Source organism: Sphingobium phenoxybenzoativorans, assembly GCF_001757355.1.
GTDB lineage: Bacteria > Pseudomonadota > Alphaproteobacteria > Sphingomonadales > Sphingomonadaceae > Sphingobium > Sphingobium phenoxybenzoativorans.
Window position 1 is genome coordinate 1 of the sequence record NZ_MINO01000067.1, and the last position, 19,912, is coordinate 19,912.

A 19,912-nucleotide genomic window follows, 5' to 3' on the forward strand; every position below is an offset into this window, starting at 1 on the left:
GAGCGGCGCCGCCGGCCTGTTCGCGTTCATCAGCGGCGGTACCGACGTCAAGCGCCTGCACGCCGGTCATGCCGCGCGGGAAGGCCTGCAGGCGGCGCTTCTGGCCCGGCAGGGGATCGCCGGCCCGCCGAACATTCTCGAGGGGCGCGACGGCTTCATGCAGGCGCTACCCGGCCTCGCGGGGGACGACTTGGCCGCGTTCGCACTGCCCCCGGCCAAGGATTGGGAACTGCTGGACTGCTACATCAAGCCTTATGCATGCTGCCGCCATCTGCAGACCGCGCTCCAAGTGCTCATCGCCATTCTCGAGGAGGAGAAGATCGCCGCGGACGAGATAGCCGGCGTTTCGGTTGCGACTTATCGCATATCGGCCGCGCATGGCGCCACGGGGTGGTCCGAATTCGCCAGCGCGCAGCTCAGCTTCCCTTACATTCTTGCGCTCGGCATGTGCTTTCGCAAGGTGGAGGTCGCGCATTTCGACCCCGTGCTTCGCGAGTGCGATGAGATGGCAAGACTATGCTCGCTGGTCGAGGTCGCGGCCGACGACGAGCTCGACGCGCTCTATCCGGAATTTCGGCCCTCCCGGGTGACGGTAAGGACCGTCGATGGACGCAGCTTCACGCGTCAGGGGATGGAATCGCTCGGCTCGCGCCAATTTCCCGTCGATGACGATCGGCTTGGGGCGAAGTTCGTCGATCTGGCATCGCCGGTTCTCGGGACTGGTCCGACGACGAGCCTGCTCAACGATCTGTGGGGGATCGAAGCGGCAGCGGATGTCGATGTGTTTGTCGAGCGGCTCGCGGTCGGGGACTAGTCCGCAGGTCGAAGGCGGTCGGCGGCGAGGACGCCCTTGGTGCGTGGACAGCCAGGTCCGCAGCGTCGGCAGGCAAGCGATCGAGGCGGTTCGCTGGTCAGAGACGGGTCGCGGGTTCTGCCTTAGACGCCAGCCGCGATGCCTCTGCGATCAACAGCCGCCATGGACCAGCGGGACATCGTCCGTGCCGTGCTTCGCGTCCCTCAGTCTGCGCCTGCCGAAGCTATATTCAGGATAGCTGGGGGCGGTCGTTCCAGAGCGACTGCGACAGGTGGCTGGTAATGACCCAGCGCCCGTCGATCCGCGCATAGCGCTGCGAACACCGGGCGCCCGCGCAGAAGATGGCACCGTCTTTCGGACCGTGAGTGGCGGTGAGCAGATAATGGCCGCGCGCCGTGTCGCCGTCGATCTCGATTTCTTCGTTCGAGACCAGGTGGTGGGTGAATTCAAAGCCGCCCAGTATCTCGTTCAGCGTCTGAATAATCGCATCGGCGCCTTCGCGGCGCCCGAAGCCATATTCGATGGTGGCGTCCGGCGCGAGGATCGCCCTTAGCTGCGATGCTCGGCTGACGGGATCGCCCAGGTCGGCAGCGCCGCCATAGGCGAACATCAACTGCCTGATCTCTCGCCGCGCGAGGAGATCGCTCAGCGCGGATTCGACTGGCAGCGCCGATTCTCGTTCCATCGATCCTGAACCTTTCGCTTGCCGGCGCGCACAGTCGCCGTGGCCGGCGCCGGGCACGAACCCGGCCGCCGGACCATTCCCGTCACTGGCTCGATTGCAGAGCGCCGCGTTCCTTGATGCGGTCGGTCGTCCCCGTCGCGCGCATCACCTCTACCTGGTCGATATAGTCGAGCCAGTACTTGATCTTGCGATTCTCGAGCCGGATAAACGATGCGTAACAGTTGTTGTACGGATTGCCCGTCTTCACGCCTTTGCCGTGCGAGGTGTATTCCAGGATCACTTCATTCGGATCTCGGCCGTAATGGACCTTGAGGTCGCTCATGCTGTCCAGCCACAGGATATCGCCATAGCGCTGAAAGCTGGCCAAGATCTTGTCGCGGCCCTCGGTACGGAAGACGCCGCTCATCGCATATTTCGCCTCGAGAACGCCGTCCTTGGCAAAATAGTCGAAGAAATGGTCGCCATCGACCAGATCGCCGATCGCCTCTTCGATCAGGTCGAAGAAGGGGCGGAGCGATTCGACCTTCTCATATTTGCTATGGTCCATGATGATCTCCTTCAGGATGAGAAATGAGCCGCGCCGAGGCTCTGGCCGCCATCGACCACGAGCGTCTGGCCGGTGATATGAGCCGCAGCGGGGGTTGCCAGGAAGAGCAGGGCCGCGGCGATATCTTCGGGAGTCGCCCCCCGACCGCGCGGTATCCGCGCTTCGATCGCCTTGAGAGCCTCGCTGGACATTGCATCGGACATACGATCGGTACGGGTGAAGCCGGGTTCGACCCCATTGACGGTGATCGCATCGCGGGCGAGTTCGTAGCCCGCCTGCCGAATGAAGCCGCCCAGAGCCGCCTTGGACGCGCCGTAGGCGCTAAACCCCGGAAGCGATTGGCGAATTCCGATGATCGACGACGTCATCAGCAAGCGTCCCGCTCCCGACGCACGAAGATGGGGAAGCGCTGCCGCCGTGTACCAGAAAGCGGGCTTGAGGTTGACGTCGAAGACCGCGTCGAGCGCGGCATCGTCAAGGTCGCCAAGGCTTGCCGGTGCCATGGCTGCAGCGTTGTGCACGATGATATCGAGCCGGCCGTATTGCTCGATCGCCCGCGCTACGGTGGCCTCGACGACAGTGCGGCTGGAAACATCCGCTTCCATATAATCGGCGACATCTCCCGCATCGCGGATGCGCTCGGCCTCCAGGCGCACTGGTCCTTCCGTGCGGGAAACGAGGAGCAGGCGGCCTCCGGCGCGCGCGAATTGAGCGGCGACCGCAGCACCAATCCCAGCGCCGGCGCCCGTAACGAGCGCGACCAGGCCATCGAGCGGCCGCGCCGCCGAGGCGCACGCTTCGCTCTTGACCGCGCGCGTCATACGTCGGGGACGTCGCCGGACTTCTCCGGAAGAACGCCGCTCTCGTCTCTCCAGCCCGCCACGCATTTATGCTTCACAAGCCGCCAGCCCTCTGCCGTGCGGACAAGATCATGCGTGTAGCGCGCGCCCGCCCAAAACACGCGGCCATCGTGACCATGGGCGCCCGTGACCATATAACGGGCAACTGCGGTATCGCCGGCAATCTCGATCTCATCATTGCTGATGATGTGATGGGTGAACGAATAGGGGCGTGTCATCCGTGACAGCGCGCCAATCACCTCGCTCACCCCGGTCCAGGTTCCAAATCCATATTCGATCGTGCCGTCGAGGACGAAAATACCCGAAAGTATCTTCGCCCTCACGGCCTCATCCTTGGTGTCCGCCGCCCGGCTATACGCGTACATGATCTGCCGGATGGCTTCGCGATCGCTCAGGTTTTGAACCTGCCGCTCGTCGACCATGGTCTTGGAATTGCTCACGACTAATCTCCGCTAGAACTTGACCGTGGCGCGGACACCGTAGGTGCGGGGCCGGCCATCGATGACGAGATTGAACAGGCCACCATTTGCATCGCCATAGGCCTTGTAATATTTATCTGTCAGGTTCTGACCGAATAGCGAGAGTGTCACCCGATCGTCCGGTAGGTGCCAGGCGATCTCCGCATCGACCAGTGCATATGCTTTTTGCATCGCGACATCTGTCGGCACGTCGTTGAGCTGGGTCAGCGACCGGTAGTTCAGACTTCCGTTGAGGACGAGCTTGTTGTCACCGATCGGGATCGAATATTGCGCTTGAACCATCCCCGTGATCTTGGGAGCATATTGACGTTTCGCATCGGCAAGATCGATGTTGCCGAAGCCCAGGTTGAGAATTTGACTGCGATACTTGGTGTGCAGATATGACAGGTTGCCCGTCAGCGTGAAATTATCGGTCACCGAGAAGCTGGTCTCGAACTCGATCCCGCTCGCTCGCAGCCCTTTCGCGTTTATTACGCGCTGGATAAGGCCGATGCCCGGCGCCTGATCAATCGCGATCAGCTGCAAATCCCGATAATCATAGTAGAAGCCCGTGAGGTTGAGCTTGAGCCGCCGATCGAGCCAGCTCGACTTCAAGCCGATTTCATAGGCATCGTTTTTCTCCGGCTCGAAGGAGTTGATGCCCGCGAGGGTGGTGGCGGCGCCGTTGAAACCACCACTCCGGTAACCTTGTGCAAAGCGCAGGTAGACGAGTGTGTCCGGGGTGAAGCGGTAGCGCGTCGTGGCTTCCATCGTGAAAGCGTTAAAGTCACGCTTGAAAACGCCGGTCCCGCTCGTTGCAGTGGGGGTCGATACAAGCGACTTCTTGTCCCAACTCTGACGACCTCCGACGGAAATGTCCCACTGGTCAGTGATCTGGTAGCTCAGCTGGCCGAAAAGCGCATAGCTGTCGGTATCCGGGCTGCGGAACTGGGTACCCGTTGAGGTCACGCCGACTGGCTGTCCGAAGAGCGGCCCGCCAAGTACCGACGTGCGTTCAAGGTCGATCCTTGAGCGCAGATAATAACCGCCTACGAGCCAGGAAAAGGGACCATCACCGTTCGAGGCGAGCCGGGTTTCCTGGCTGAACGCCCGTATTCTCACGTTTCGGGGTTGAAGGTTGAAGATCATGGACGGCGTCGCGTCGAGATCTATATTGGTCATTTGATTGACCGCGCGGTAGCCCGTCACAGAACTCAGGGTAATCCCGCCGATATCCCAGTCGAGATTGAGAGCCAGCCCGCGGTTTTTCGAGTGGTTCGGCCCCGTGAGCGAGAATGCGTTGGTATAGGGGGCGTATGTCGAGCATTCCTGGAACAGCGCACAGACACGAGGCTGGGGCTGCGCATAGGCCCCGTTATACGGGGCGGCAATCGATCCGCTATGGTTGGCAGCGCGCACCGCAGGCGGAGGAGAACTATCCTTGGAATAGTCCGCGGTCAGGTACGCGGTGAAGTCGCTCGAGGGCGTGAACAGCAGCCCGATGCGCCCCCCCGCCGCACGTATTCCGCCAGTGTCGCGCTCTCCAGTGATGACGTTGCGACTGTAGTTGCCGCCGGTCGTGCGGAACGCGGAGAGCTTGACCGCGAGCACATCCTGCGCGAGCGGCGCCTCGACGTATCCCTTGAGTTGGAGGGCATCGAAACGCTCGTAGCTGACCATCGCGCGCGCATGCAACTCGCCGCTCGGTCGCTTGGTACGGATGTTGACGGCGCCGCCCGTCGAGTTTCGCCCCTGGAGCACGCCCTGGGGGCCGCGCAGGACCTCGATCTGTTCGACATCGAACGTGTCGACGTTGGAGCCGGCGATGTTCACGAGATAGACGCCGTCGATGCTGATCGCATTCGAGAGGTCCTGGCTAGGTTCCGAGCTTCGGTCGCCGATGCTTCGGATGAAGGGCTGCACCTCGGTGGGAATAGACGCCGCAGTCTTGAAAGTCGCATTGGGAACCACCGCGCTCATCTGGTCGAGACGGACGATGTTGCGCTGTTCGAGCGAGGAGGCCGTCACGGCGGAGACTGCGATCGGCACCGCTTGCAGGCCTTCCGAGCGCTTACGGGCGGTCACGATGATCTCGTCGTCCGCCGGTGCCGCCGCCTCTTGCGCCGGCATGACATCCTCCGCGCCGGCACTCGGTGGAGCGGATCCTCCCGACTGGGCGAGCGCAGGGCTCGACACGGCGAGGAGCGCTATGGCGCTCACGGCGATGGTGTTGGTCGTTTTCATCTTGATCCCCTCCAGATTATTTTTGTTTGAAGTCCAATAGATAGAAGCGGCGGTCGCCACGCGTTTGCGCGTGGGTTCAAAGATTGCGTGAGGCCTCCTGAACCGCCGTCAGCAGTCTGTGGCGCTTCAACGCATGCGCGAAATCAGGTACGATCTGCGTCCCATCGCGGATGTCCGCGGCGATCGCCTCGTAGAGCCGGTAGACATTGCCGCCCGGGAATTCCTGAACACCCTCGGGCAGCGGCTCCGAGATGACTTCGATCGGAGCCAGGTCGGTGTCGCTGCCACGCCCGCCACGCAGCGAGAGCGGTGAAATATGGAGCTTGCCCGACGCGCCGCTGATCACGAGGTCACCCTCGGTGCCATTGATCTCCCAATGGAGGTTCTGGCCGCGCGATGTTCCGCCGCGAAAGAACACCGATGCGGTCGCACCGCTTTCGAGCCGCCCTGCGATCGCCGCATGATCGGGCGACGTCACCGCAATTTCGCGGTTCCCCTCGTCCGTAAGGCGCACCGTACGCCGGCCCACGCCCAGCGCACCTGTGACCGCCACAAATTCCCCGAGCAGGAAATTCAGCGCGTCGAGCACATGCGACATCGTGATATTCAGCATGGTGGCGCCGCGGCTTTCATCGAATACATAAGCGCGCGACGCAATCGTCTCCGCTCCCCATGTCTCGGCCGATCCGACAAGCGTCGTCCCGAGCACCTGTCCGACATAACCCTCGTCGAGCAGCTGCCTGACCCGCGCGACGACGGGCGAGAAACGAGCCTGCATGCCGATGAACGATCGCGTGCCCGACTGCGCGGCCATTTCGGAAAGGCGCGACGACTGCTCGATATCAGCGCCCAACGGCCACTCGCTCAAAACCATCTTACCCGCGTCGAGAGCCGCTTTGAGCAGGCGATCGTGGTCCGTGACCTTGACCGCGACGACGACCAGATCGACATCGGGTCGCGCGATCAGTTCATCGGGATCGGCGGTGCCGAAGACGCCGTAGGCGCTAGTGGCAGCGGTCGCCGAGGCAGGATTGCTGGTGGCGACGGCTGCGAGCTCGAAATCGGGCAAAGCCCGGATCGCGGGCAGATGTGAAGTGACCGCCCAGCCAGGATTGAGAGGGCTTGCGCCAATAACACCGACGCCGATTTGCTTCATAACCCTCTCCACTCCCTTTCGTCCGAGACTCTGCCGGTCTCTCGGGCCGCTTCCTGCGATCCGAGCTTTGCGACGGACGGATCAGCGGCTCGACAGAGGGGTAACCATATCATTTCACGACATGCCGTCAACTGAAAAGTAAAATAGATGTTCGCACTGCGGAATTGTGCGATGCTGCGAATGCGCACGTCATCCGTGAGTGAATGCCAGCCAAAGATTTTGCCCAGCAAAATCTAGTTTCAGAAATTGACGACTCCAACGGTTTATGCCATCGCTCTGGTTTCAGTAAAAGGCCCGGTCCGCGTTGAGCCGGCGATTTCTTTCGGGCATGTGTGGAGAGCGATGCAATGAAGACGGCGAATGATTTTTCCGCGGCGATTCGTCATCCCGACAAGCTTTATATCGGCGGGTCCTGGGTTAACGCTACCGGGGCGCCGATAGGCCTCGTGTCTCCATCCACCGAGGAAAGCTTCTACAAAGTCGCTGGCGCTTCGCCCGCGGACGTGGATTGCGCGATCGGCGCGGCGCGGCGCGCGTTCGACGATGGAGCGTGGTCACGCAAGGCTCCCGAAGAGCGCGCCGGCTATCTGCGCCGGATCGCCGCGATCCTGCGCAATCGCGCTCCCGAGCTGGCGGGCTTGTCCGCCGGCGAGATGGGATCGTTATATGCGGCCAATCAGCGCAACATCCCGTTCTTTACCTCGCTGCTCGATTATTATGCCGACCAGGCGGCAAGCTTTCCCTTCGTTGAACAGCATACTCCGTCGGCGGGTGGGGCCGGCTATCTTGTGCGGGAGCCAGTCGGGGTCGTCGCCGCGATCGTGCCTTGGAACGGCCCCCTTATGTTAGGTGCGCTGAAGATCGCGCCTGCCCTGCTGGCCGGTTGCACGGTCATCCTGAAGGCGGCACCGGAGGCGCCTGGACTGCTCTACGCGCTGGCGGAGGCGGCCGAGGAAGCGGATCTGCCGAAGGGCGTGCTTAACCTGATCACCGCCGAGCGAGATGTCTCCGAACTGCTGGTGCGCGACCCGCGCGTGGATAAGGTCAGCTTTACCGGATCGACCGCGGCGGGAAGCCGGATCGGCGCTCTGTGCGGCGAGCGGATCGCGCGCTGCACGCTCGAGCTTGGGGGCAAGTCGCCGGCCGTTCTCATGGACGATTTCGATATCGACGAATTTGCGAAGACCATCGCGGCGGCATCCACGATCCTTGCCGGCCAGGTGTGCGCATCGCTCTCGCGCGTCATCGTAAGCCGTTCGCGGCACGACGCGTTGGCCGAGGCGCTCGGCGCGCAGTTGGAACTGATCGCGACCGGTGATCCCTATGACCCGGCGTCGCAAATGGGACCGCTGGCGATGGCGCGGCAGCGCGACAAGGTGGTGGGCTATATCGATATCGGTCAGGCCGAGGGCGCTCGTCTAGTCACGGGGGGCGCGCGGCCCACCCATCTTGATCGCGGATATTATATCGCTCCGACGCTTTTCGCGAACGTCCGCAACGACGCCACCATCGCGAGAGAGGAAATCTTCGGCCCGGTTGTGTCGCTCATTCCCTCGGACGATGAGGCGCATTCCGTCCGGCTCGCTAACGATACCGACTACGGCTTGAACGCCTCCGTCTTCACCAACGATCCCGAGCGGGCTTATACCGCCGCGCGGGAGATCCGCTCGGGCACGGTTGCCCACAACGCTTTCCGCAACGATTTCTCCATCGCCTTCGGCGGCTTCAAACGGTCGGGCATCGGGCGCGAGGGCGGGATCGAGGGATTGCTTCCTTATCTTGAGGCCAAGACCATCCTGCTCCAGGCGCCGGTGAAGGAGCCCGTGGCCGCCGCGCCGGGCTTCGCCTGAGAACGGCGGCTTCGGAGGCGTTCGGATGTGGGACTATGTGATCATCGGCGGGGGTAGCGCGGGCTGCGTCTTGGCGAACCGCCTGTCTGAGGACCCGCGCGCAAAAGTGCTGCTCCTCGAAGCGGGCGGGAAGGGGAATGCGCTTCGCTTCAGGGTGCCCGCGCTCGGCCCGCTGGCGGCGATTGGGCGTCCGGATTCGGACTGGATGCTGTTCACCGAGCCCGACCCGAGCCGCGCGAATCGCGTCGACCGCATGCCACGCGGCAAGGCGCTGGGCGGCTCGTCCGCCGTCAATGGAACGATCTACGTGCGCGGGAATCGCGGCGACTATGACCATTGGGCCCAGCTTGGATGTACCGGATGGGACTACGATTCGCTGCTAGCCTATTTTCGCGGGATTGAGAGGGCCGATGCGAGCCTTCCCGCCGGATATGGGCACGAGGGGGCTCTGCCCATCTCAGCCACACGCGGCGCGCATCCGCTGACGCGGACGTTCATCGCGGCGTTGGCGGAACTTGGCGTCCCAGAGAACAACGGCTACAACGGGGAAGATCAGGAGGGATCTTCGCTGACTCATGTGAACCAGCGGCGGGGATGGCGGTGGAGCGCGTCGCGAGCATTTCTCGACCCGGTTCGCGGCCGTGCCAATCTGGAAATACTGACCGGCTGCCTCGTCAGCCGTATTCTGTTCGAGGATCGCCGCGCGGTCGGGGTCGAATTTACGCGCGGGGATAACACCGAGGTCGCGCTGGCCAGCCGCGAGATCATCCTCAGCGCCAGCGCCTACAACACGCCCAAGCTGCTGATGCTTTCCGGGGTCGGGAGCCCCGAGAGCCTTGCGCAGCACGGCATTCCTGTCGTGTCGGCGCTCGAGGGCGTCGGTCGCAACCTTCAGGAACATCCCAATTTTGCGATTAAGGCCTATGTGTCGACGCGCACCCACAATGTCGAGATGGGCCGGCTTTCGATGCTTCGCAACGCCATCCGTTTCGGGCTGAGCGGCTCGGGGCCGGCGTCGCATATCTTCTCCGCCGTGTCGTTCGTGCGCCTGCGCGAAGGGTCGGAATATCCGGATATCCAATTCCACTTCGGCGCCTTCGGGATGCAGCCATCGCCGTCTGGGCCGAAGATGCTTGAGCGGCCGGCTATCACGATCCAGCCGAACGTCAATCGCAGCCGCAGTCGCGGGTATGTCGAGCTGCGCTCGGCCAATCCGATCGATCCTCCGATCATCCAGCACAACATGCTGGAAAGCAGCTACGACTTCGAGACGCTAATGGACGGCGTCCGCGTTGGCCGCCGCTTGCTGCGCACGCGGGCCTTCGCACCCTATTTCGTCGAGGAACATTCGCCCGGTCCCGATATCAGCGACGATGTGGCGCTGGAGGCGTTCGTGAGGGCCAATACCAGCCCATGCTATCATGCCTGTGGGTCGGCCAAGATGGGTATCGACGCCGGCGCTGTCGTCGATACGCGGCTGCGCGTGCGGGGCGTGCAAGGCCTTCGTGTCGTCGATTCCTCGATCATCCCGCAGGTGCCGTCGGGTAATATCAATGCGATATCGATGGTGATTGGCGCGAAAGGAGCTGCGATGATCAGCGAGGACAATCGGGGCTGAACGCGCAAGATCCGGTTTTCCGCGGCCGTCTTCCGTCCCAATTTGCGCCGCGCGCGAAAACGGTCCAGCGCGGTGAGGGGTAGATGTGCTTTGTCCATTCGACTACTGACTATGCCTTTCTAGGGGCTAGTATGCTGGGCAGTTCGTTAGTAGGAGGCATTGCCATATGAAGCGCCGGGTCCGTAGCCAGGCCGTAGCCGGTCAAGAGGAGGACACGGGCGGTCGCCAGTTCATTACCGCGCTGTCGCGCGGGCTCGATGTCCTGCGCTGCTTCAGATATGGCGAAGAACCGCTGACTAACCAGGAGATCGCGCGGAGAACCGGTCTTCCTCGCCCAACGATTTCCCGGATCGTCTACACGCTGAGGGAACTTGGCTATCTGGCCTATTTCCCAAATTCACGCACATACGGCCTGGGGGGCTCGACCTATATCCTGGGGGAGGTGGCCGATCATAATTTCGATCCGGTCGGCACCATGAAGCCGATAATGCAGCGCTATGCGGAAAGCAGCAAAACCAACATCGGGCTGAGCACGCGTGATCGTTTGAGCATGGTGTATGTCGAGGCGCGCGAAGGGGCATCGCTCGTCGGCCTTCAGCTACGGGCCGGCGATAAGATCTCGCTGACGCAGAGCGCGATCGGTCTTGCCTATCTTGCGGGGGTCAACGACAAGGAATATTCCTCGATCCTGCGTCAACTGAAGTCGGAGGGGTCGGTCGACATGGCCGAGCTTCAGAATGATGTCGCATCGGCTAAGGATCAGCTCGACCGCTATGGCTTCATACTCTCGCTAGGGAAGTGGCGCGCAGAGATCCACGGGGCGACGGTGCCGGTGTTCTTATCCAAGCTGCGGGTTCTTTACGTTTTGAGTTCTGGCGGGCCCGCCTACATGCTTCCCGAAGACCGGCTCCGTAATGAGGTCGGGCCGCTGCTGCTCGAGGCCGCGCGCGACCTCAAAGCCTGCACCGGAACCTGACCCGGCCCGGCGGCTCTAGTGCCGTTATAGTGGTCACAATTACCTTGCGATATGTCCAGTGGCCGTTATCGCGACCGCTGTCGACCGCCGCTCAGGCGTGGCTGAACGGGTCATCGGCGTGCCGGATAACGGCTCGGTCGTAGCCCGGCGGGCGCGGCTCTTACCTTCCCGTGCGCTAGGACATCAAAGGACGGCGGGAGACAGCATGAAACACGCAACTTTCGCGGAAAGCGGCGGCCCCGGAGTCCTGAAGGTCGCGCCCATCAATCTGCCGGCGCCCGGTGCCGGAGAGGTCCGGGTGGCGATCGAGGCCATCGGCCTGAACCGCTTCGAGGCGCTCTATCGGAAATTTCTATATCATACCCGCTGCATTGCCATCGGTCATGGGCGTCGAGGGTGCCGGCACGATCACTGAGACTGGCGAAGGGGTAAATGGATTTGCGATCGGCAACCGAGTCTCGGTCGTGCCGGTGCAATCGCCTCTCGTCGGCTCGGGCACTTATGCGACCCACGCGAACATACCGGCTTCGGCGCTGGTGAAGTCGCTCGACGGAACGAGTGCGGCCAAGGAGGCATCGATCTGGATGGCGGCGCTTCAGGCCTACAATCTCCTTTGCAAAGTGTCGGTTGGAGCGGGCGACGCCGTCGTGGTGACGGCGGGAACCTCTCCCGTCGGCAGCGCGCTCATCCAGTTCGCCCGCGAAATGGGCGCGACGGTCTTTGCGACGACGCGTACCAGCGAGCGACAGCAGGAATTGCTGGCTGTCGGCGCCCATCATGCGATTGCGACCGACGAAGAAGTCCTGAGCGAGGCCGTGCGGGGCGAGACCGCCGGCAGCGGCGTCGAGATAGTTTTCGACACCGTGGACGGCGCTGTGCTGACACAGTCCATACTCAGCCTGGCCGAAAGGGGGCAACGTGTTCAGCTACGGCGCGCAGTCGACGCCGGACATAAATGCCGCGCGCGTGGATGTGCCGCTCGTGGCTCTCGACCGCCGGAACCTGTCGTTCGTCGATCTCTCGAATTGACCCAGGCGCCGGAGCGCTTCGAAGCGGCCAAGGCGTATATCCGCAAGGTGGTCGCCTCGGGTCCGTACCAGCCTCTGATCGACAGCGTCTTCAAGCTCGACGAGGTGGAGCAGGCGCATCGCCGCCTGGACGGGGGCCGCCTCAACGGCAAGATTGTTCTCGTTACAAGCTGAACTATTCTGCTAGCGACGGACCCGGCCGGACTGAGGTGCCCGCAAGCTGAGCAGAGTCATTCCCGCAAACGCGGGAATGACGAGGTCTTGTGCCGGCAGCACGAGCTGCGCTCGAGAGAGTGCAGACCTTCGACACCCAGCGCCTGGTCGGTCGAACCGGAAGCCGCTACGCGCCGGTGCTGGGCCGCGCCTGACCTTACGAGAAGGATCGAGATCGGTTCGATTCTTCTTGGATCTCCAGGCCAATCCTGCCACAGTGCGAACTATAATTCCGTCTGGCGGGAATATGCTCTGAGGCGTTGTGGCGTCGCCTTCAGCGGAGCTTGGAGTGCCGCGCGTGCGGCACTGCAGGCGGCGGTCATGGGCTATTGAAAAGAGAGGGATTGATATGTTCAGCCATGTGATGCTCGGCGCCAACGATCTCGCAGCGGCGCGGCAGTTCTACGATGCCACTTTCGCGGCTCTCGGCGGACCGGCGGGCCGGTACGACGCCAAGGGCCGTATCCTTTACATGCATGACGGCGGCCTCTTCATGCTTTCGAAGCCGATCGACGGCGAGCCGGCGTGTCCGGCCAATGGGGGGACCCTCGGATTCAAGGCCGGCAGCCCCGAAAAGGTGGAAGCGTGGCACAGCGCCGGCGTCGCAAATGGCGGGGTCTCCATCGAGGATGCCGCCGGACCCAGGGAAAGCGGTATCGGCACCATTTTCCTAGCCTATCTTCGCGATCCGACCGGGAACAAGATCTGCGCGATGCATATGATGAATTCCTGACTTGGGACCGGACAGATCGGTCGTCCGCGATGGCGCTGCGCCGAGATCCACGCAAGCGTTCGGCGGAGTCGTCCCTCGCGGCCTGGCTGTGCTCGAAATATGTGGGATAGGAGGGGCTCGATCCCGGCACTCGTTGGATCGATGAGCCCGCGTCGGAATATCAAGCTGCAGCTGGCTTCGTCCTCCGCTGCCACCGGTCCAATCCGGGGGCACGATCCCCTAATCTTTCGCCGAGTTTCAACTATCCACTCGCAGCCACATTGTTTTGGAGACCGTTGATGAAGACCCGCGCCGCCGTCGCGTTCGAAGCCAAGAAACCGCTGGAGATCGTCGAGCTCGATCTGGAGGGGCCGAAGGCGGGCGAAGTGCTGATCGAGATCATGGCGACCGGCATCTGCCACACCGATGCCTACACGCTCGACGGCTTCGATAGTGAGGGGATTTTCCCGTCGGTGCTGGGGCATGAGGGCGCCGGCATCGTGCGCGAGGTCGGAGCCGGCGTCACCAGCGTGAAGCCTGGCGATCACGTCATCCCGCTCTACACTCCCGAATGCGGCCAGTGCAAAAGCTGCCTTTCGGGCAAGACCAACCTGTGCACCGCGATCCGCGCGACGCAGGGCAAGGGCCTGATGCCCGACGGCACGTCGCGGTTCAGCTACAAGGGCCAGACGATCTTCCACTATATGGGCTGCTCGACCTTCTCGAATTTCACCGTCCTGCCCGAGATCGCGGTGGCGAAGATCCGCGAGGACGCGCCGTTCAAGACCAGCTGCTATATCGGCTGCGGCGTCACCACGGGCGTCGGCGCGGTGGTCAACACCGCCAAGGTGCAGGTGGGCGACAATGTCGTGGTGTTCGGCTTGGGCGGTATCGGCCTCAACGTGCTGCAGGGCGCACGGCTTGCCGGAGCGAACAAGATCATCGGGGTCGATATCAATCCCGATCGCGAGGAATGGGGCCGCAACTTCGGCATGACCGACTTCCTCAACAGCAAGGGCATGAGCCGCGAGGAGGTCGTGGCGAAGATCATGCTGCTGACCGACGGCGGCGCCGACTACACCTTCGATGCGACCGGCAATACCGAAGTGATGCGGACCGCGCTGGAGGCCTGCCATCGCGGTTGGGGCACCTCGATCATCATTGGCGTGGCGGAAGCGGGCAAGGAAATCTCTACCCGCCCGTTCCAGCTCGTCACCGGCCGCAACTGGCGTGGCACGGCGTTCGGCGGGGCCAAGGGCCGTACCGATGTGCCGAAGATCGTCGACATGTACATGACCGGCAAGATCGAGATCGACCCGATGATCACCCACGTCCTGGGTCTCGAAGAGATCAACATGGGGTTCGACCTGATGCACGCCGGCGAGAGCATCCGTTCGGTCGTGGTATTCTGAGCCGGAACATGGAACAGATTAGCGCGAACAAGGCCTTCGGCGGAGTCCAGGGCGTCTACAAGCACGCTTCGGCTTCGACCGGCACCGACATGACCTTCTCGGTCTTCGTCCCGCCGCATGACCAGGGGGCGAGGCTGCCGGTGGTGTGGTACCTCTCGGGCCTCACCTGCACTCACGCCAATGTGACGGAGAAGGGTGAATTTCGCCGCAAATGCGCCGAACTCGGCCTGATCCTCGTGGCACCGGATACGAGCCCGCGCGGCGAAGGCGTACCGGACGGCCCCGAGGGCGCCTATGACTTCGGTCTCGGCGCGGGATTCTACGTCGATGCGACCGTGGCCCCCTTCGCCGAGCATTATCGCATGTGGAGCTATGTCACGGCCGAGCTCCCCGAGCTGGTCGGCGTGCACTTCCCGGTCGATCTGGACCGGCAGGGGATCATGGGCCACTCAATGGGTGGGCATGGCGCCTTGACGGTCGCGCTGACTTGCCCAGAGCGCTTTCGCTCGGTGTCGGCCTTCGCGCCCATCGTGGCGCCATCGCAAGTTCCGTGGGGAATAAAGGCGCTGAAGGGATACCTCGGGCCCGATCGGACCGCCTGGCGCAAACACGACGCCGTGGCGCTGATCGAGGATGGCGCCTTTATCGCCGAGATATTGGTCGACCAAGGAGAGGCCGACGATTTTCTGGCCGGGCAGCTCCGCCCCGACCTGTTGGACAAGGCGTGCCGCGCCGCCGGCATCGATCTTACCCTTCGGTTGCAGCCGGGGTACGATCACAGCTACTATTTTATCTCGACCTTCATGAACGCCCACCTCGGCTGGCACGGCGAGCGCCTGGCAGGGCCGCGCAGCCGGTAGGAAAGAATGACCGGCGCTGGCTTTCCATTCGATCGTGGCGCATCGCGGGATCGCAAGCAACTCGCCGGCCCCGAAAGCGACCGGAGCGCCGTTTCGGGATGCCCGAATGAGCGCCGCAGGGCGGTTCGTCTGCCATTGTTGGCAGTCGGGTTTGCTGGCACAATGGCAGTCTCCAGTACTTACCTTTGGTTCGTGAGGAAACTGAGCTTGCGTAAGCGGAGGAAGACTTACACCTGCGGCCTGGAGGCGGCGCTGGCAGGGACCGGCGGGCCATGGAATTTGTTATCCTCCGGTGCCGTCGCATCAGGGCACCGAGCGCTTTAGCGAACTGAGACGCGCGGTGGGCGGGATCAGCGAGAAGATGCTGATCGGGGAAGCGAAGGAACTGCGGTCGACGGCATCGTCGCGCGCCATAACCTCAAAGATGTCCCGCCGCGCGTCGAGTACAGCTGACCGTGTTTGGCATCGAACTCGGCAAATCCATGCAACCCCTGTGCGACTGGGGCACCAAGCACATCGAACGCATCGGTGCCGCGCCCGCCCAGTTCACCACCATCGCTGAGTTTCCGAGATGCGCGCCTAGCGCCGCAGTTGGAGGCCGTTGCGCGCCGCTGACCATTGTCTTGCCGCCGTTGCGGCATCTTCGGCCGCGCGCGCCAGGAATGCCACTGTTACGGGTGACGGCGCGGACCGTCCGGCGTTCCGATCCGGGATGTCAAGTACATGGCGCGCGGCCGTGAGCAATGTTGGGGCGGGGGCGCCCGGCAACCGGAGGCCATTTCATTCCGCTTTGGGGGCGAGGCCGCGCACATACTCGGGGTTGGGCCACAAGGCGCAGAACTTGTTGCCTTCCGGGTCGCGCATGTAGGCGACATAATTGCGAAAGGGCGAACCGGGTCGGACGCCCGGGGGGCCTTCGCAAGTGCCGCCGTTGGCCATCCCACCGGCATAGAAGGCGTCGACCGCCTCGGGGGTGGCCGCGCGTAGACCGATTGTCACCCCATTGCCGAACGTCGCTGGCTCGCCGTTGCTGGGGGTGAGGACGACGAGAACCGTCCCGTCGCCGGCATAGCGCAGACGGCTTTCGGAGGGCGTGCAATCCATTCCAAGCGGCGCGAGCGCAGCATCGAAGAAGGCGCGGGATTTTGCGAGATCGTTCGATCCGACCGTGACATGGTTATACATTAATGTTCTTTCTGGATATCTTCTACGTTGGCCGCGAATGGCCTTCAGACGTCGTCGATGCGTCTCGCCAAGCGAACTATAATTTCACAAATAGATTTAATTTGCAAGCATCAGCCCGCCGATTGCAAGCCGTCAAGACCAATTCGGCGCTAAAGCCTGTACTTGGCTGGGGTCGCGAACGTGGAGCGCTCGCGTCGGTTCTACGAAGCTTTTTCCTTGCCGCTGGGATTGTCGTTCGTCAGCAGCATCGAGCCAAGCCGTACGCCTCATGGCGGCGCGCTGCACGGTTTTGGCAAGAATGGCTATCCGAGCCTGTGGTATCACGAGGGGGGAGGAGAAAAGCTCCCGATCCATTTGGGGTTCACAGCCTCTGACAGGGAGACCGTGAGGGCGTTCCATGCGGCTGCACTCCGTAACGGCGGGACGGACAATGGTGCTCCCGGCATTCGCGAGCGCTATCATACGAATTATTACGCCGCCTATGTTCTGGATCCCGACGGCAACAATATCGAGGCCGTCTGCCAGACGGAGTAGCTCACGAGGCTGTGCGCCGGATTCGCACGCAGGTTACCGGGGGCGACCTTTCAAAGGACCGCCCCCGGTAATTCACCAAGGCTGTACGGACCCGTCCACGCCGTAGAAGCCCGCCGTGGGACCGTCCTTAGCAATGGTCGCTAGACGGATGGCGCTCACCGCACCCTCTGCCGGTGTCAGCGCACCGTTGTTTCCATTGAGGTCGGTCGCCACATTGCCCGGCTCGACGGCGTTGACTCGGATGCCCAGAGGTTCGAGTTCCTTCGCGAAGGCGACGGTGACAGCGTTCAACGCGGTCTTCGATGAGCTATAGGCCATCAGGTTGACGGTCGAGTAGATCGACGCGGGATCGGTGATAAGGCCGATGGAGCCAAGTCCGCTGCTCATCATGACGACCTTGGCCCCGTTTGCGGCTTTCAGCAGAGGCAGGAACGCCTGCGTGACCAGTATCGGCCCGAAGACATTCGTCTCATAGGTGGTCCTGATATCTTCGATCGATTGCACGCTCGGCAGGTCCGACGGTGACACAATGATGCCGGCGTTGTTCACCAAAACATCCAGATGTGAGACCGCCTCGGCAAGTGTAGCGGCAGCCAGCTTGATGCTTTCGGGATCGGCAACATCGAGGACGAGAAGGCGCGCATCGATGCTCTCGGCGATCAGCGCGTCGACCGCCGACTTCCCTCGTTCAGCATCGCGCGAGCCGACCCAAACCTGGTAGCCGAGTTCACCAAGGCCCCTTGCGATTGCAAGGCCGATCCCCTTGTTCGCGCCCGTTACGAGCGCGATCTGGGCGGGCGTCGAGTTCTCTTTGGTCATGCAGCGTTATCGCCCTTCACATGATGCTGGAGGTCACCGATGGAGTGGGCTGTCAGGGCGCGATGGACAAACCGCCATTCGCCATCATGGCGTTCGAACTGATCCAGATACTTTCCCGTGACGATCGGCTGAAGGGGAAAGCCGTCGAGCTGCTGGTGGACGGTGTAGTAGCTTGCCGATGTCGCCTTGTCGCCGGCCGGATCAACGTCGATCAGGATGTTTGCCAGCGTGTGCCAGGTGCGCGGGGTGCCATCAGCATGGACCTGGACCCCGGCGTGGAGGAACGCTTCGATTTCGGTCTGGCCGGAGGCAATCTTGCCGAGAATGTCGAACTTGGCGTGCTGGAGCAACGCCGCGATCTCGGCGAACTTCCCTTCATCGAGAAAGTGCACATAGCTGGCGAGGAGGCGATGGATTGCGCTTTCAGCATCCAGGCGCGCGATGATGCTGGGCGTGTTCGTGTCGGACATGGCTGGTCTCTCAGGTTAGGTTTCGGGATGCCGAGCCGCAGGCTCAAAACGGCATATAGCGGTCGCTATATAGCGTGTGCTATATGGCCAACTGATCCTTGGCAAGCGGTTTATAGTGATCGATATAATCTCATCGACTTCAAGGCAGTTTTGATGTATCGGTGTGATTAAGTGTGGCTGGATTGATTGTCTGGATGAACGAGCAAATCCGAAAGAGGCGACCTGCCTTTGATCGTGAGAAGGGGGTCGAGATTGCCCAGCGTCTCTTTCACGAGCGGGGCTACGATGCCGTCCGCGTGGCGGACCTAACGGCGGCGCTCGGCATCGTGCCGCCGAGCCTCTACGCGGCTTACGGCAGCAAGGCGGAACTCTTCGAGCGAGCCATGCAAAGATATGCCGCCGAGCAGGCGCTTCCCCTCGACGAGATTTTCGTGCCGGGGAAGGCGCCGGCGGAGGCCCTGACGGATCTACTGGTCGAGGCTGCCCGCTATTACACCGCCGACGACACAAGCCGGGGATGCATGATCACCGAGGGCATGCGGGCCGATGACCCGGTCGCCCGCGAGACGGCAACCAGGATGGCTGAGCCAGGCAGCGACGGGATCCGCAACTATGTGGCGCAGCATAACCCGGAAAGAGCGACGGAGATCACCGACTACATCCTGCTCACCCTTCGCGGACTTTCGTCCTACGCGTGCCTTGGGCGCTCCAGGGAGAAGTTGGTAGAGTGCGCGAGGATTGCCGGGAAATCGCTCGAACAGGAATTCGCCGCATAGCCCGCCGGGACATCGCGGCTGCTCGACGCTGAGTCCCGACAGCGGGTTTCTTGCCGCCCTAACCGAAGCACTTACTGCATTCATATAGCGATCGCTATTTATAGGTTGCGCGACGCGCCAATCACATATATTGGACTTTATAGTAGTCACTATATATAGCGGAGAAATCGCCGGGGAAGCGGCGATATCATTTGAGCAAGGGTGGTCTGACGCCCGCCGACTGAGCGTGGCTCGGCGAAATTCTCACAGCAACGTAACGGCGAAAGGTGGCGCGTCATGGCGACCAGCAATGGAGGACGCGTGTCCTCGAATCTCTCACGTTTCCGGCCTGTACTGGCGCTAGCGACGATCCTGGGCGGGCAGCTCATGCTGACAATGGACTTTCTGATCGTCCTCGTCGCGCTCCCCAAGATACAGGGAGAACTCGGGTTTAGTGCGGCGGGGCTTTCCTGGGTGCCGAACGCCTTTGCCTTGGCGTTTGGCGGCCTTCTCCTTCTCGGTGGTCGCCTCGGCGACATGCATGGCCAAGTAAAGAGCTTCAAAGTCGGTATCGCGATCTTCGTGGCAGCATCTCTCCTGGGAGGCATGGCAGGTACGCCGCTCGTCCTCATTGTGGCTCGTGTCTTTCAAGGTGTTGGCGGGGCCCTCGCGGGTCCGAGCGTCGTCGCTCTGATTACGTCGATTGGACTTGTAAC

22 protein-coding genes are annotated in these 19,912 nt (G+C 62.4%); 13 read left to right on the forward strand and 9 right to left on the reverse strand.

Annotated elements, in window-relative coordinates:
* A partial coding sequence (locus BHQ40_RS20165) for an MmgE/PrpD family protein (protein WP_139139379.1) occupies positions 1-814 on the forward strand: 814 nt, incomplete at its 5' end.
* 229 nt (positions 815-1,043) lie between these two features.
* Here the strand turns inward: BHQ40_RS20165 and BHQ40_RS20170 are convergent.
* The 6 genes from BHQ40_RS20170 to BHQ40_RS20195 all read right to left on the reverse strand — a co-directional run bounded on the left by BHQ40_RS20170 (position 1,044) and on the right by BHQ40_RS20195 (position 6,764).
* Positions 1,044-1,499, reverse strand: coding sequence for a nuclear transport factor 2 family protein (locus tag BHQ40_RS20170; protein ID WP_070157607.1), 456 nt, complete (start codon positions 1,497-1,499; stop codon positions 1,044-1,046).
* A gap of 82 nt (positions 1,500-1,581) precedes the next feature.
* Complete coding sequence (locus tag BHQ40_RS20175; protein WP_070157608.1) at positions 1,582-2,046, reverse strand: nuclear transport factor 2 family protein; 465 nt, start codon at positions 2,044-2,046, stop codon at positions 1,582-1,584.
* Positions 2,047-2,057: 11 nt separating this feature from the next.
* On the reverse strand, positions 2,058-2,867 hold the full coding sequence (locus BHQ40_RS20180) for an SDR family NAD(P)-dependent oxidoreductase (protein WP_070157609.1): 810 nt from the start codon (positions 2,865-2,867) through the stop codon (positions 2,058-2,060).
* Positions 2,864-3,346: a nuclear transport factor 2 family protein gene (locus BHQ40_RS20185; protein WP_070157610.1), complete on the reverse strand. Its 483-nt coding sequence runs from the start codon at positions 3,344-3,346 to the stop codon at positions 2,864-2,866. The genes BHQ40_RS20180 and BHQ40_RS20185 overlap by 4 nt, the downstream gene beginning before the upstream one ends.
* A gap of 12 nt (positions 3,347-3,358) precedes the next feature.
* Positions 3,359-5,608 (reverse strand): TonB-dependent receptor, encoded by a 2,250-nt coding sequence (locus BHQ40_RS20190; protein WP_139139380.1) that lies wholly within the window; start codon positions 5,606-5,608, stop codon positions 3,359-3,361.
* A 76-nt stretch (positions 5,609-5,684) separates the two neighbouring features.
* Entirely contained in the window at positions 5,685-6,764 is a 1,080-nt protein-coding gene (locus BHQ40_RS20195) for a Gfo/Idh/MocA family protein (RefSeq protein ID WP_070157612.1), read from the reverse strand.
* Between the two features lie 347 nt (positions 6,765-7,111).
* Here BHQ40_RS20195 and BHQ40_RS20200 point away from each other — a divergent pair, with 347 nt between their 5' ends.
* From BHQ40_RS20200 to BHQ40_RS26995, 9 genes are all read left to right on the forward strand, one after another.
* Positions 7,112-8,614, forward strand: coding sequence for an aldehyde dehydrogenase (locus BHQ40_RS20200; RefSeq protein ID WP_070157613.1), 1,503 nt, complete (start codon positions 7,112-7,114; stop codon positions 8,612-8,614).
* Positions 8,615-8,639: 25 nt separating this feature from the next.
* Positions 8,640-10,232, forward strand: coding sequence for a GMC family oxidoreductase (locus BHQ40_RS20205; RefSeq protein WP_070157614.1), 1,593 nt, complete (start codon positions 8,640-8,642; stop codon positions 10,230-10,232).
* 166 nt (positions 10,233-10,398) lie between these two features.
* A complete protein-coding gene (locus BHQ40_RS20210; protein ID WP_070157615.1) occupies positions 10,399-11,208 on the forward strand; it encodes an IclR family transcriptional regulator in 810 nt (269 codons plus the stop codon).
* A gap of 205 nt (positions 11,209-11,413) precedes the next feature.
* Positions 11,414-11,623, forward strand: coding sequence for a hypothetical protein (locus BHQ40_RS20215; RefSeq protein ID WP_070157616.1), 210 nt, complete (start codon positions 11,414-11,416; stop codon positions 11,621-11,623).
* Positions 11,592-12,410 carry a zinc-binding dehydrogenase gene (locus tag BHQ40_RS20220; protein WP_070157617.1) on the forward strand — a complete coding sequence of 273 codons (819 nt, stop codon included), beginning with the start codon at positions 11,592-11,594 and terminating at the stop codon, positions 12,408-12,410. The genes BHQ40_RS20215 and BHQ40_RS20220 overlap by 32 nt, the downstream gene beginning before the upstream one ends.
* 388 nt (positions 12,411-12,798) lie before the next feature.
* Positions 12,799-13,182 carry a VOC family protein gene (locus BHQ40_RS20225; RefSeq protein ID WP_070157618.1) on the forward strand — a complete coding sequence of 128 codons (384 nt, stop codon included), beginning with the start codon at positions 12,799-12,801 and terminating at the stop codon, positions 13,180-13,182.
* A 278-nt stretch (positions 13,183-13,460) separates the two neighbouring features.
* Positions 13,461-14,573 carry an S-(hydroxymethyl)glutathione dehydrogenase/class III alcohol dehydrogenase gene (locus BHQ40_RS20230; RefSeq protein ID WP_070157619.1) on the forward strand — a complete coding sequence of 371 codons (1,113 nt, stop codon included), beginning with the start codon at positions 13,461-13,463 and terminating at the stop codon, positions 14,571-14,573.
* An 8-nt stretch (positions 14,574-14,581) separates the two neighbouring features.
* Positions 14,582-15,433: an S-formylglutathione hydrolase gene (gene fghA, locus BHQ40_RS20235; protein ID WP_070157620.1), complete on the forward strand. Its 852-nt coding sequence runs from the start codon at positions 14,582-14,584 to the stop codon at positions 15,431-15,433.
* Positions 15,434-15,725: 292 nt separating this feature from the next.
* On the forward strand, positions 15,726-15,995 hold the full coding sequence (locus BHQ40_RS26995) for a winged helix-turn-helix transcriptional regulator (RefSeq protein WP_216094909.1): 270 nt from the start codon (positions 15,726-15,728) through the stop codon (positions 15,993-15,995).
* Positions 15,996-16,213: 218 nt separating this feature from the next.
* On the opposite strand, the gene BHQ40_RS20240 is transcribed toward BHQ40_RS26995, so the two are convergent.
* Entirely contained in the window at positions 16,214-16,618 is a 405-nt protein-coding gene (locus tag BHQ40_RS20240) for a VOC family protein (protein ID WP_070157621.1), read from the reverse strand.
* Positions 16,619-16,798: 180 nt separating this feature from the next.
* Here BHQ40_RS20240 and BHQ40_RS20245 point away from each other — a divergent pair, with 180 nt between their 5' ends.
* A complete protein-coding gene (locus tag BHQ40_RS20245; RefSeq protein WP_253183423.1) occupies positions 16,799-17,152 on the forward strand; it encodes a VOC family protein in 354 nt (117 codons plus the stop codon).
* A 72-nt stretch (positions 17,153-17,224) separates the two neighbouring features.
* On the opposite strand, the gene BHQ40_RS20250 is transcribed toward BHQ40_RS20245, so the two are convergent.
* The gene (locus tag BHQ40_RS20250) at positions 17,225-17,971 is read right to left on the reverse strand and encodes an SDR family oxidoreductase (protein WP_070157623.1); all 747 of its coding nucleotides are present in this window, start codon (positions 17,969-17,971) and stop codon (positions 17,225-17,227) included.
* The gene (locus BHQ40_RS20255; protein ID WP_070157624.1) at positions 17,968-18,441 is read right to left on the reverse strand and encodes a nuclear transport factor 2 family protein; all 474 of its coding nucleotides are present in this window, start codon (positions 18,439-18,441) and stop codon (positions 17,968-17,970) included. Before BHQ40_RS20255 ends, BHQ40_RS20250 begins: the two co-directional genes overlap by 4 nt.
* Positions 18,442-18,635: 194 nt before the next feature.
* Between BHQ40_RS20255 and BHQ40_RS20260 the strand changes: the two genes are divergently transcribed.
* The gene (locus BHQ40_RS20260; protein WP_070157625.1) at positions 18,636-19,217 is read left to right on the forward strand and encodes a TetR/AcrR family transcriptional regulator; all 582 of its coding nucleotides are present in this window, start codon (positions 18,636-18,638) and stop codon (positions 19,215-19,217) included.
* 276 nt (positions 19,218-19,493) lie between these two features.
* A partial coding sequence (locus BHQ40_RS20265) for an MFS transporter (protein ID WP_139139381.1) occupies positions 19,494-19,912 on the forward strand: 419 nt, incomplete at its 3' end.

Bases quoted from the DNA above. Each gene is read 5' to 3' on its own strand.
- BHQ40_RS20215 (WP_070157616.1), top strand. From the start codon at position 11,414: ATGAAACACGCAACTTTCGCGGAAAGCGGCGGCCCCGGAGTCCTGAAG.
- BHQ40_RS20205 (WP_070157614.1), top strand. From the start codon at position 8,640: ATGTGGGACTATGTGATCATCGGCGGGGGTAGCGCGGGCTGCGTCTTG.
- BHQ40_RS20210 (WP_070157615.1), top strand. From the start codon at position 10,399: ATGAAGCGCCGGGTCCGTAGCCAGGCCGTAGCCGGTCAAGAGGAGGAC.
- BHQ40_RS20220 (WP_070157617.1), top strand. From the start codon at position 11,592: ATGGGCGTCGAGGGTGCCGGCACGATCACTGAGACTGGCGAAGGGGTA.
- BHQ40_RS20255 (WP_070157624.1), bottom strand. From the start codon at position 18,441: ATGTCCGACACGAACACGCCCAGCATCATCGCGCGCCTGGATGCTGAA.
- fghA (WP_070157620.1), top strand. From the start codon at position 14,582: ATGGAACAGATTAGCGCGAACAAGGCCTTCGGCGGAGTCCAGGGCGTC.
- BHQ40_RS20250 (WP_070157623.1), bottom strand. From the start codon at position 17,971: ATGACCAAAGAGAACTCGACGCCCGCCCAGATCGCGCTCGTAACGGGC.
- BHQ40_RS20190 (WP_139139380.1), bottom strand. From the start codon at position 5,608: ATGAAAACGACCAACACCATCGCCGTGAGCGCCATAGCGCTCCTCGCC.
- BHQ40_RS20170 (WP_070157607.1), bottom strand. From the start codon at position 1,499: ATGGAACGAGAATCGGCGCTGCCAGTCGAATCCGCGCTGAGCGATCTC.
- BHQ40_RS20240 (WP_070157621.1), bottom strand. From the start codon at position 16,618: ATGTATAACCATGTCACGGTCGGATCGAACGATCTCGCAAAATCCCGC.
- BHQ40_RS20260 (WP_070157625.1), top strand. From the start codon at position 18,636: ATGAACGAGCAAATCCGAAAGAGGCGACCTGCCTTTGATCGTGAGAAG.
- BHQ40_RS20225 (WP_070157618.1), top strand. From the start codon at position 12,799: ATGTTCAGCCATGTGATGCTCGGCGCCAACGATCTCGCAGCGGCGCGG.
- BHQ40_RS20175 (WP_070157608.1), bottom strand. From the start codon at position 2,046: ATGGACCATAGCAAATATGAGAAGGTCGAATCGCTCCGCCCCTTCTTC.
- BHQ40_RS20180 (WP_070157609.1), bottom strand. From the start codon at position 2,867: ATGACGCGCGCGGTCAAGAGCGAAGCGTGCGCCTCGGCGGCGCGGCCG.
- BHQ40_RS20230 (WP_070157619.1), top strand. From the start codon at position 13,461: ATGAAGACCCGCGCCGCCGTCGCGTTCGAAGCCAAGAAACCGCTGGAG.
- BHQ40_RS20195 (WP_070157612.1), bottom strand. From the start codon at position 6,764: ATGAAGCAAATCGGCGTCGGTGTTATTGGCGCAAGCCCTCTCAATCCT.
- BHQ40_RS20200 (WP_070157613.1), top strand. From the start codon at position 7,112: ATGAAGACGGCGAATGATTTTTCCGCGGCGATTCGTCATCCCGACAAG.